Source organism: Streptomyces sp. NPDC002032, from assembly GCF_042890765.1.
Classification (GTDB): domain Bacteria; phylum Actinomycetota; class Actinomycetes; order Streptomycetales; family Streptomycetaceae; genus Streptomyces.
Map to the genome: position 1 here is coordinate 15,263 of NZ_JBIASM010000007.1, position 11,865 is coordinate 27,127.

Below are 11,865 nucleotides of genomic sequence, written 5' to 3' on the forward strand. Positions count from 1 at the left end.
CGCCTTCCGGACAAAGGAGAGGAGGTGGTGATCAAACACCCTGACGGGCAGGACAGGGTCGAAGGACCCGGTTGGGGTCCGCGTTGACTGTAAAGCGCTGATCGATGATCGATCAAATAAAAGTGACGAATAAATGTCACCCACGCAAAAGTCGGCACCGGGTGCCATGAATACAGGCACCCGGTGCCGAAGCGTTTTCGCTGCTCAGGCGCGCGGAGCGCACCCCAGCACATGCCTTTTGACCAGCACGCCGATGTCCGGATCCTGGGCGCGGAACGCCGCCACGAGGGCCTCGTGCTCCTCGGCGTAGGACTTCTGGACCGTGCCCAGCCAGCGGATGGACAGGGCCGTGAACACCTCGATGCCCAGGCTCTCCCAGGTGTGCAGCAGCACGCTGTTCCCGGCCGCCCGCACCAGCTCGCGGTGGAAGCCCACGGTGTGCCGCACCTGGGCCGTGCCGTCCTCGGTGCGGTCCGCCTCCCACAGGGCCGCCACGTGCGGCTCCAGGGCCGTGCAGTCGGCCGCCAGGCGGGGGGCGGCCAGCTCGGCCGCAATCTGCTCCAGGCCCGCGCGGACCGGGTAGATCTCCTCCAGGTCGGCGGCGGAGAGGTTCCGTACGCGCACGCCCTTGTTCGGCGCCGACTCGATCAGCCGCAGCGTCTCCAGCTCCCGCAGGGCCTCCCGTACGGGCGTCTGGCTGACCTCCAGCTCGACCGCGATCCGCCGCTCGACGATCCGCTCGCCGGGCTTCCAGCGGCCGCTGACGATCCCCTCCACGATGTGCTCGCGGATCTGCTCGCGCAGCGAGTGCACGACGGGTGGGGTGATCATCGGCGTTTCAACTCCTGTGGGGGCACACGCGGCCTGATGCCTAGACAATACGGCCGTCGTGGCCTGCTGCGATGCGTTCCCGGTCAGGGGCGCGGGGTGAGGCTCGTTACAACGACGGCGCCCCCGCCCGGACGGATCCGGGCGGGGGCGCCGCGAGCGGCAGCCGGGGCTGCGCGCGGGGGCCTTACAGGCCGAGCTCGACCTCGAACTCGCCGGCTTCCAGGATCGCCTTGACGGCGCCCAGGTACCGGGCCGCGTCCGCGCCGTCCACCAGGCGGTGGTCGTAGGACAGGGTCAGGTACGTCATGTCGCGGATGCCGATGTTCGTGCCCTCGGCGGTCTCGATGACCACCGGGCGCTTGACCGTCGCGCCGATGCCCAGGATGGCGACCTGGTTCGGGGGCACGATGACCGTGTCGAACAGCGCACCGCGCGAGCCGGTGTTGCTGATGGTGAAGGTCGCGCCCGACAGCTCGTCCGGCGTGATCTTGTTGCTGCGGACCTTGTTGGCCAGGTCGGCGGTCGCCTTGGAGATGCCCGCCAGGTTGAGGTCACCGGCACCCTTGATGACCGGGGTCATCAGGCCCTTCTCAGAGTCCACGGCGATGCCGATGTTCTCCGAGTCGAAGTAGGTGATGGTGCCCTCGTCCTCGTTGATCCGGGCGTTGACGACCGCGTGGGCCTTCAGCGCCTGGGCCGCGGCCTTGACGAAGAACGGCATCGGGGACAGCTTGACGCCCTCGCGGGCGAGGAAGCCGGCCTTGGCCTTCTCGCGCAGCTTCATGATCTTGGTGATGTCCACCTCGACCACGGAGCTGAGCTGCGCCTGCGAGTGCAGGGCCTTCATCATGTTGTCGCCGATGACCTTGCGCATGCGGGTCATCTTGACGGTCTGACCGCGCAGCTCGGAGACCGCGGCGGCCGGGGCCTTGGCGGCGGGAGCGGCAGCGGCGGCGGCCGGGGCGGCGGCGGCCTTGGCGGCCTCGGCGGCGGCCAGGACGTCCTGCTTGCGGATGCGGCCACCGACACCGGTGCCCGAGACCGTGGACAGGTTGACGCCGGACTCCGAGGCGAGCTTGCGCACCAGCGGGGTCACGTACGCGCCCTCGTCACCGGCGGAAGCCGGGGCGGCGGGGGCGGCGGGGGCGACCGGAGCCGGAGCGGCGACCGGAGCCGCGGCGGCCACGGGGGCCGGGGCGGCGGGAGCCGGAGCAGCGGCCGGGGCGGCCGGAGCCGGAGCGGCCGGAGCGGGGGCAGCCGGAGCCGGAGCCGCCGGGGCAGCGGGAGCCGCCGGAGCGGCAGCCGGGGCAGCCGGAGCCGGGGCGGCGGCCGGAGCCGCACCCGCGACGCCGATGACGGCCAGCCGGGCACCGACCTCGGCGGTCTCGTCCTCGCCGACCAGGATCTCCAGCAGGGTGCCGGCGACCGGGGCGGGGATCTCCGTGTCGACCTTGTCGGTCGAGACCTCCAGCAGCGGCTCGTCGGCCTCGACGGACTCGCCGACCTGCTTCAGCCAGCGGGTGACGGTGCCCTCGGTGACGGACTCGCCCAGCGCGGGGAGCACGACATCGGTACCGGACGCGGCGGCCGGAGCGGCGGCGGCGGGCGCCTCCGCGGCCGGAGCGGCGGCCGGGGCCGCGGGGGCCTCGGCGGCCGGGGCCGCCGGGGTCTCGGCGACGACCGTCTCGGCGGCCGGAGCCGCGGCCGGGGCCGCGTCGCCGGAGCCGTCGTCGATGACGGCCAGCTCGGCGCCGACCTCGACGGTCTCGTCCTCGGCGACCTTGATGGAGGCCAGGATGCCGGAGACGGGGGAGGGGATCTCGGTGTCGACCTTGTCGGTCGAGACCTCGAGCAACGGCTCGTCGGCCTCGACACGCTCGCCCTCGGCCTTCAGCCAACGGGTGACAGTGCCCTCGGTGACGCTCTCACCGAGCGCCGGAAGGGTTACGGAAACCGACATGGTTTCTGTTGCTCCTAACGAAAGTGCGGAAGTGGTCGTCGCGCCCGTGACTGTGGATTAGTCGTGTGCGTGAAGCGGCTTGCCGGCCAGGGCCAGGTGGGCCTCGCCGAGAGCCTCGTTCTGGGTCGGGTGCGCGTGGATGAGCTGCGCGACCTCGGCGGGCAGGGCTTCCCAGTTGTAGATCAGCTGGGCTTCGCCGACCTGCTCGCCCATACGGTCACCGACCATGTGGACGCCGACCACGGCACCGTCCTTGACCTGGACGAGCTTGATCTCGCCCGCGGTCTTGAGGATCTTGCTCTTGCCGTTGCCCGCCAGGTTGTACTTCAGGGCCACGACCTTGTCCGCGCCGTACAGCTCCTTGGCCTTGGCCTCGGTGATGCCGACGGAGGCGACCTCGGGGTGGCAGTACGTGACGCGCGGGACGCCGTCGTAGTCGATCGGGACGGCCTTCAGGCCGGCCAGACGCTCCGCCACCAGGATGCCCTCGGCGAAGCCGACGTGCGCGAGCTGGAGGGTCGGGACGAGGTCACCGACGGCCGAGATGGTCGGCACGTTGGTCTGCATGTACTCGTCGACCAGGACGTAGCCGCGGTCCATCGCGACGCCCTGCTCCTCGTAGCCCAGACCCTGGGAGACCGGGCCGCGGCCGATGGCGACCAGCAGCACCTCGGCCTCGAAGGTCTTGCCGTCCGCGAGCGTGACGCGGACGCCGGTCTCGGTGTACTCCGCCTTCTCGAAGAAGGTGCCGAGGTTGAACTTGATGCCGCGCTTGCGGAAGGCGCGCTCCAGGATCTTGGAGCTGTTCTCGTCCTCGACCGGGACGAGGTGCTTGAGGCCCTCGATCACCGTGACGTCGGTGCCGAAGGACTTCCACGCCGAGGCGAACTCGACGCCGATGACGCCGCCGCCCAGGATGATCGCGGACTCGGGCACGCGGTCCAGGACCAGCGCGTGGTCCGAGGAGATGATGCGGTTGCCGTCGATCTCCAGGCCCGGCAGCGACTTCGGCACGGAGCCGGTCGCCAGCAGGACGTGGCGGCCCTGGACGCGCCGGCCGTCGACGTCGACGGACGTCGGGGAGGACAGGCGTCCCTCACCCTCGATGTACGTCACCTTGCGGGAGGCGACCAGACCCTGGAGGCCCTTGTAGAGGCCGGAGATGACCTCGTCCTTGTACTTGTGCACACCGGCGATGTCGATGCCCTCGAAAGAGGTCTTGACACCGAACTGTCCGGCTTCGCGGGCCTGGTCGGCGACCTCGCCGGCGTGGAGCAGAGCCTTCGTGGGGATGCAGCCGTTGTGCAGGCAGGTGCCGCCGAGCTTGTTCTTCTCGATCAGCGCAACGTCGAGACCCAGCTGGGATGCGCGGAGCGCCGCGGCGTAACCGCCACTGCCACCGCCGAGGATCACTAGGTCGAAAACGGTGCTGGCGTCGTTCGCCACGTCACGTCCTCCATGCATGTGCGCCGGGCACCGGTCCTCTGTGACCGGGGCGGCGGCTGGTAATCGGCCGCTTGTTTCTTCGGCCCTGTGGTGGGGGCCCTGTCCTGCCGAGAACCCATCTTCGCATTTGTCGGGGGAACGCGGGACGCCGGGCCCCGGGTGTGGACGGTGGTTCTGCCCGAAGTCCGGGTTACCACGGCGTAGGAACCTACTGATCCTCCAGGTTTCGTCCAGAGCGAACGCGCCCCGGTCCCATGATCGGGATACCGGGGCGCGGCACGGCTCGCGAGGAGCGTCTCAGCAGGTGGTACGTCGGTCGTGCGTCAGCCGAGGTCGCCCGTCGCGGTGCGCTCGGCGAGCCGGACCAGGGTGCGCACGGCCGAGCCGGTGCCGCCCTTGGGGGTGTAGCCGTACGGGGCGCCCTCGTGGAAGGCGGGGCCGGCGATGTCGAGGTGGGCCCAGGTGATGCCCTCGCCGACGAACTCCTGGAGGAAGAGGCCGGCCACCAGGCCGCCGCCCATCCGGACACCCATGTTGGCGATGTCGGCGGTGGGGGAGTCCATGGTCTTGCGCAGGTCCTCGGGGAGCGGCATCGGCCAGGAGGACTCGCCGACCTCTTCCGCGATCTCGTGGATCGAGGTGCGGAAGGCGTCGTCGTTCGCCATGATCCCGAAGGTGCGGTCGCCCAGCGCCAGCACCATCGCGCCGGTCAGGGTGGCCACGTCGACGATCGCGTCCGGGGCCTCCTCGGAGGCCCTGGTCAGCGCGTCGCCCAGGACCAGCCGGCCCTCGGCGTCGGTGTTGAGGACCTCGACGGTCTTGCCGCTGTACATGCGCAGCACGTCACCGGGCTTGGTGGCGGAGCCGGAGGGCATGTTCTCGGCGAGCGCGAGCCAGCCGGTGACGTTGACCTGGAGGCCCAGCTTGGCGGCCGCGACGACGGCGGCGAAGACGGCGGCGGCGCCGGCCATGTCGCACTTCATCGTCTCGTTGTGGCCGGCCGGCTTCAGGGAGATGCCGCCGGAGTCGTAGGTGATGCCCTTGCCGACGAAGGCGAGGGTCTTCTCCGCCTTGGCGTGGGTGTAGGAGAGCTTCACCAGGCGGGGCGGGTTCTCGGAACCCTTGCCGACGCCCATGATGCCGCCGTACCCGCCCTTGACCAGCGCCTTCTCGTCCAGGACCTGGACCTTGACGCCGTTCTCCTTGGCGGCCGCGGAGGCGACGGCGGCGAAGGCCTCGGGGGTGAGGTCGTTCGGCGGGGTGTTGACCAGGTCACGGGCGATGTTGACCTCGGTCGCGACGACCTGGGCGCGGTCGGCCGCGGCCTTGTGCTCCTTGTCGCGCGGCTTGGCGCCCAGCAGCGCCACCTCGGCCAGCGGCAGCTTCGGGCCGGAGCCCTTGGCGGCCTTCTTCTCGCCGCCCTGGTAGGCGGTGAACGCGTACGCGCCGAGCAGCGCGCCCTCGGCCACGGCGGTGACGGCGGAGGCGTCGTCCAGGGGCAGGGCGAAGCCGGCCTTCTTCGCGCCGTGCAGGGCGCGGGCGGCGGCGCCCGCGGCGCGGCGCAGTGCCTCCTCGTCGAAGGACTCGTCCTGCTCGGGGGCGGAGCCCAGGCCGACCGCCAGCACGACCGGGACCTTGAGGCCGGCCGGCGCGGGCAGCTTGGTGGTCTCGCCTTCGGCGCCCGAGGCACCGAGCGCGTCGAGCACGGCGGCGAGCTTTCCGTCGAAGGCCTTGTCCACGGCCTCGGCGCCGGCGGCCACGACGAGCCCCTTGGGGCCCTTCGCCACGCCGACCACGAGGGCGTCGGCGCGCAGCGTCGCCGCGCCGGCAGTGCTGAGAGTCAGAGCAGTCACGGTGGTGAAGTCTCGCTTCCGTTTGTGTTTGTGGTCGGTGTGGACACGTCGGGATCTCCGGCCGCTCCGCAGCGATCGTATTCGGGCCCGGCGGCCGCCGGAAATGAGCCTACGCGCACGTACTCGTCCGTACGTCACTCGAAGGTTTGTCAAGTTGTTCGATCAACAGGGCATCAGGTTCACCCATCTGTGGACTCTGCTCCAGGTTTGCCTCGTAGACCTGACGAGGTCCGAGAGACTCGAGCCACTCTCGCAAGGGGACGCGGGGTCCTTTTGCATGATTTCCACAGAGCCTCCCCGGCCCGGCCGTCCGCCATGGGCCGTTCCGAGGGATGGTCTGCGGGGGGAAGGCCGAAATGGTCAACAAGAACCGGATGAACAGGGTCGCCGCCGCGATGGCGGCCGCAGCCCTGGTGTCCGTCGCCGTACCCGCTGCGAACGCCCAGGCAGCGGCCACCGCCGTGACGCCGCGGATCGACCTCAGGGTGCTCGTCGTCGACGACGGCGGCAGCTCGGTCCAGGCGCTCATCGCGGAGCTCCGCGACACCGGAGTCCCGTACACCCGCGTCGACCTGGGCAGCTCCAGCCGCCCTGTGATCAACGCGGCGTTCCTCAGCGACACGGTCTCCGGCCGTCCGCGAGCCAAGTTCCAGGGGGTCGTACTGCCGAACGAGAGCCCGTTCCCAGCGGGCTCCGCCGAACTCGCCGCGCTCACCGCGTACGAGACGACGTACGGGATCCGCCAGGTCGACGCCTACACCTGGGCGCACCCCGAGGTCGGCCTGGAATACACGGACAACGGCGGCTTCGGCGGCACCCTCGACGGCACGCAGGCCGCCGTCACCGCCGCCGGCACGGCGGGTCCCTTCGGCTACCTGGGGGGTCAGGTCGCCTTCGAGGACAACTCGCCGCTGGTCCCGGAGAGCTACGGGTTCATGGCCAAGCCGCGCACCGGCTACACCAGCTACCTCGACGCCCCCGTCCCGGGGGGTTCCGGACGGGCCTCGCTCGTCGGCGAGTACACCCACGACGGGCGCAGCGAACTGGTCGTCACCTTCGGGTACAACCAGTACCAGCAGCAGTTCCGGCTGCTGGCCCGGGGCATCGTCGAATGGCTCACCCAGGGCGTCCACCTCGGCCAGGAGCGCAGCTACTTCGCGGTCCACGTCGACGACGTCTTCGCCCCGGACTCCCGCTGGGACAGGACCCTCAACTGCACGCCCGGCGACTACGCCTGCGCGGGCGGCGAGGGCAAGGAGAGCACCATCCGCATGACCGCCGCCGACGCCCAGTACGCGGCGCAGTGGCAGACGAGCCAGAACTTCAAGCTCGACATGCTCTTCAACGCGGGCGCCGGGGAGGAGTGGAAGACCGAGAACGGCGGCACCGACGCCCTGACCGCGCAGCTCCTCGCGGACAAGGCCAAGTACCGGTGGATGAACCACACCTACACCCACCTGTTCCTCGGCTGCACCCAGGACACCAGCGTCAGCCCCTGGACCTGCACCAAGAACGCCCAGGGCGCGACCAACTGGATGAGCCGCTCCGAGATCTCCGCCCAGATCCGGGACAACAACAACTGGGCCGCCTCCCACGGCCTGACCACCGACCGGACCGAGATCGTCACCGGCGAGCACTCCGGTCTCAAGACGCTCCCGCAGCAGCCCGTCGACAACCCCAACCTGGCCGGCGCGTTCGCCGACAACGGGGTCAAGTGGGCGGGCAGCGACAACTCCCGCGAGCCCGCGCAGCGGGCCGTCGGCGCCGCCCTCACCGTCCCCCGCTACCCGATGAACGTGTACTACAACACGGGCACCAACGCCGAGATGGCCGACGAGTACAACTGGATCTACACCAGCCGCGCCGACGGCGGCAGCGGCCTGTGCGAGGACAACCCGGCGACCTCCACCTGCCTGCCGGCCCCCCTCGACACCGGCACGGGGTACCTCGACTACATCGTTCCGGCCGAGGCGCGGACCGCCCTGCGCCACGTGCTCGCCAACGACCCGAAGCCGCACTACGTCCACCAGTCCAACCTCGCCGAGGACCGCACCCTGTACCCGGTGCTCAACTCCGTCCTCGACACCTACCGCACGCTGTACGCGCCGAGCGCGCCCCTCGTCAACCAGAGCATGAAGGACACCGGCGTCGAGCTCAGCCGCCGGGCCGCCTGGGACAAGGCCGTCGCCAACAACCAGGTCACCGCCTACCGCATCGGCAAGGACGTCACCGTCAAGGCGCCCTCCGGCGTACTGGCCCCGGTCACCGCACCCAACGGGACCAAGAAGCAGCTCCTCCTCGGCACCACGGACTTCGGCTCCGCCTACGCCGGAACCCGTTCCGCCTGGTCGTCTCCCGACCTGCTCCAGTCCGCGGTCACCCTGAAGCTCGCCTGACCGCCCTGGGGCGTGTCCGCGAAGTCCCGCCTGGCTCCGCCCTGCGGGCGGCCGGCGCCACTTCGCGGACACGCCCCTGGGCCGAACCGCCAGTAGGCCACCACGTTCCACCTAGCGCCGGCGCTCCGCGAACCCACGGGCGCCGGCCCCTTTTCCGTCCTGGGGGGACACACCGCATGAGCCATGGGCGTCATGTCACCATGCTCACCGAAGGCACCTATCCACACGTACACGGGGGCGTCAGCACCTGGTGCGACCAGCTGGTCCGCGGCATGCCGGAAGTCGACTTCAACGTCATAGCCCTGACCGGCTCCGGACGCGAGCCGGTCACCTGGGAACTCCCGCGCAACGTCTACCGGCACACCGCCGTCCCGCTCTGGGGCCCGGCGCCCCCGCGCACCCGCCGCTCCGTCCCGCGGGGCAAGGCCCGCCGCGGGTTCGACGCCCTCTACGAAACCTTCCTGCTGTCGCTGATCGACCCCGCCCACGGCGGGTTCTCCGAGGTCCTCGGCGAGTTCGCCGCACTGGCCCGGGCCGGCCGGCTCGCCCCGGCGCTGCGCTCCGAGTCGGTGCTCCGCCTGCTGATGGCCGTCTGGACCCGCCCCGGCCTGGTCACCGCCGGGGCCGCACCCACCATCCACGACGCGCTCACCGCCACCGACCTGCTGGAACACGCCCTGCGCCCGCTGGCCGTGCGGATCCCGCCCGACAGCGTCGCCCACGCCGTGAGCAGCGGTCTGGCCACCCTGCCGGCCCTCGCCGCGAAACGCCTCGACCAGGTGCCCTTCCTCCTCACCGAGCACGGCATCTACCTGCGCGAGCGCTACCTCGGCTACCGCACCGCCGCCCAGCGCTGGCCCGTCAAGGCCCTGATGCTGGGCTTCTACCGGGAGCTCAACTCCGAGGGCTACCGGCAGGCCGACCTGATCACCCCGGTCAACCATTACAACCGCCGCTGGGAGGAGCGCGGAGGCGCCGACTCCGCCCGGATCCGCACCGTCTACAACGGCGTCGATCCGCACGCCTTCCCCGAGGCCGGTCCCGAACCGGAGGTGCCCACCCTCAGCTGGTGCGGCCGCATCGACCCGATCAAGGACCTCGAAACCCTGATCCGGGCCTACGCGTTCATGCGCCGGGAGCTGCCCGCCCTGCGCCTGCGCCTGTTCGGGCCGGTCCCGGCGGGCTGCGAGGCGTACCGGCTGCGCCTGGAGAAGCTCGCCGCCGAACTCGGCGTGGGCGACGGGATCGCCTTCGAGGGCCGCGTCGAGCGGGTCGCCGACGCCTACGCGGCGGGCAGCGTCGTGATGCTGTCCTCCATCAGCGAGGGCTTCCCGTTCAGCATCATCGAGGCCATGTCCTGCGGCCGCACCACCGTCTCCACCGACGTCGGGGGCGTGCGCGAGGCCGTCGGGGACACCGGGCTCGTCGTCCCGCCCCGCGAGCCCGAGACCATGGCCCGCGCCACCCTCGCCCTGCTCCGCGACGACGGACGCCGCGCCGAGCTGGGCCGGATGTCCCGCAAGCGGGTGGTCGAGAAGTTCACCCTCCACCAGTCCGTGGACGGCTTCCGGCACATCTACCGGGAACTCGCCGGCCAGCCCGTCCTGCCCGTGCGCGAGGGCGACGACTGGACCCAGCGGCTCGCGGACCCCTGGTACCGCGAACTCGCCGCCGACGGGAGCCTGTGGTGAGCGGCTCCCTCTGGCTCAGGCCCCCCGGACCGGAAGGCGGCTGGGTGCACGTCGGCCACGCCGCCGCCACCGGCCACGCGCTCGCCGGCGCCCGCGCCGCCGCCGGCCGGGAGCCGGCCGGCCGGGAGCCGGCGGCAGCCGACGCCGGCACCCTCCCCGCCGTCCCCCGCCCCCGTCAGCGCACGGGGGCGGGGGCGGCGGCCGCCGACGACCCCATGGACGAACTCGCCGAGCGCCTCGACACCCTCGTCGCCGCGGCCGTCCACCCCGACGAGATCGCCGCCGTCCTCGAATCCGACGGGATGAACGACGAGTACATCCGCCTCACCTACGGCCGCCACGACTCCTTCGCCCTCGCCGAGGAGCTCTACGCCCGGGTGCCGCGGGCCTTCCCCGAACCCGACCTGGTCCCCGACCCCTGGAAGGTCCCCCTCACCGCCTGCCTGCTGCGCGGGGTGATCTTCGCCCTGCCCGGCCTCGCCTACGTGCTGGGCGCCCCCCTCCTCGAAGGCCCCCCGGACCGGCTCGGACTGCCCGCCGGCACCCTGACTCTGCTCGCCGGGGCCCTCATCGGCTGGGTGTGGGACCAGACCCTGTCCCACCGCGCCTACTCCTGGCTCGGCCTCGGCGACCGGGCCGCCGCCCGGCGCACCCTGCTCGCCGGAGCCCCCGCCGGGGCGCTGCTGGGCACCGCCGCCGCGCTCGCCGTCCCCGGCGGGCCGCCGTTCTCGTACGCCTTCGCCGCCGGCCAGGCCCTGTACGTGGGGGCCGCCACCGTGCTGCTGGTGCTCGGCCGCGAGCGGGTGCTGCTCGCGGCCCTCGCCCCGATGGCCGGCGGCGCCGTGCTCTCCCTCGCCGTGGACCTGCCCGTCCCGGTACGGGTGGCCCTGCTCGCCCTGTCGCTGCTGGCCGCCTGCACGCTCGCCCTGCGCGAACTCCCGCTCGCCGCGGGCGTACGGGCCGGCGCGCGGCGGCTCCGCGACCGGGCCCGGCACCGCCGCGGCGAGGGCGGCCCGGTGCGCTGGCGAATGCTGCGCGGCGCCGAGGAGGACCACACCCGGCGCGGACCCCGGATCGGGGACTCGGTGCCCTACGGGGTCTTCGGCCTCGGGACCGGCCTGCTCGTGCTGTACGCCGCCCTGGGGGAGGTGCTCTCCGGCGGCCCCGCCGAGGCGGTCGCCGCCCCCAGCGCGGTGGCCCTCACCCTCAGCATGGGTCCCGCCGAATGGCTGCTGCACCGCTTCCGCAGCGGCAGCCTCACCGGGCTGCGGGCGGCCCGCTCGCCCGGCGCCTTCTGGCGCCGGATGCTCTCCACCCTGGCCGGCTGCCTCGCCCGCTACCTGACGGTGCTGCTCGCCCTCGGCGTCACCGGAACCCTGCTGTGGCCGCACGCCCCCGCCCTGTCCGGGGTGCGCGTCGCGACCCTGCTGCTGCTGGGCGCGGTGATGTGGACGGGGCTGCTCCTGCAGTCCTTCGGCGCGGTCCGGCCCGCCGCGGTGGTCTGCGCGGGCGCCGCCGTCGCCCAGAGCGTGGCCCTGCTCGTCGGGGCAGGAGCGCCCCGGCTGGTCCAGCTGGCGGTGGCGGGCGGCGCCGCGGCGGTCCTTGCCGTCCTGGTCTGCCTGCTGCTCGGCCGGGCGACGGCCCACCGGTGACCCCCCAACGCCCGTCCCCGTACGAGGAGAACGACC

General features: G+C 72.2%; 7 protein-coding genes. 3 read left to right on the top strand and 4 right to left on the bottom strand.

What is annotated here, in order from left to right; translation table 11 throughout:
- Window positions 1–204 precede the first annotated feature (204 nt).
- From ACFYYT_RS17980 to ACFYYT_RS17995, 4 genes are all read right to left on the bottom strand, one after another.
- Window positions 205–828: a GntR family transcriptional regulator gene (locus ACFYYT_RS17980; protein ID WP_351831605.1), complete on the bottom strand. Its 624-nt coding sequence runs from the start codon at window positions 826–828 to the stop codon at window positions 205–207.
- Between the two features lie 187 nt (window positions 829–1,015).
- Entirely contained in the window at window positions 1,016–2,791 is a 1,776-nt protein-coding gene (gene sucB, locus ACFYYT_RS17985) for a 2-oxoglutarate dehydrogenase, E2 component, dihydrolipoamide succinyltransferase (protein ID WP_388608438.1), read from the bottom strand.
- 57 nt (window positions 2,792–2,848) lie between these two features.
- Window positions 2,849–4,237, bottom strand: a complete 1,389-nt coding sequence (lpdA, locus tag ACFYYT_RS17990; RefSeq protein WP_351831276.1) for a dihydrolipoyl dehydrogenase — start codon at window positions 4,235–4,237, stop codon at window positions 2,849–2,851.
- Between the two features lie 323 nt (window positions 4,238–4,560).
- On the bottom strand, window positions 4,561–6,090 hold the full coding sequence (locus tag ACFYYT_RS17995) for a leucyl aminopeptidase (protein WP_351831279.1): 1,530 nt from the start codon (window positions 6,088–6,090) through the stop codon (window positions 4,561–4,563).
- A 356-nt stretch (window positions 6,091–6,446) separates the two neighbouring features.
- On the opposite strand from ACFYYT_RS17995, the gene ACFYYT_RS18000 reads away from it, so the two are divergent.
- From ACFYYT_RS18000 to ACFYYT_RS18010, 3 genes are all read left to right on the top strand, one after another.
- Window positions 6,447–8,486, top strand: coding sequence for a hypothetical protein (locus tag ACFYYT_RS18000; RefSeq protein WP_351831282.1), 2,040 nt, complete (start codon window positions 6,447–6,449; stop codon window positions 8,484–8,486).
- 176 nt (window positions 8,487–8,662) lie between these two features.
- Complete coding sequence (gene pelF / locus ACFYYT_RS18005) at window positions 8,663–10,177, top strand: GT4 family glycosyltransferase PelF (protein ID WP_351831285.1); 1,515 nt, start codon at window positions 8,663–8,665, stop codon at window positions 10,175–10,177.
- Window positions 10,174–11,829 (top strand): hypothetical protein, encoded by a 1,656-nt coding sequence (locus ACFYYT_RS18010; protein ID WP_388608443.1) that lies wholly within the window; start codon window positions 10,174–10,176, stop codon window positions 11,827–11,829. Before pelF ends, ACFYYT_RS18010 begins: the two co-directional genes overlap by 4 nt.
- The last annotated feature ends 36 nt before the right edge of the window (window positions 11,830–11,865 follow it).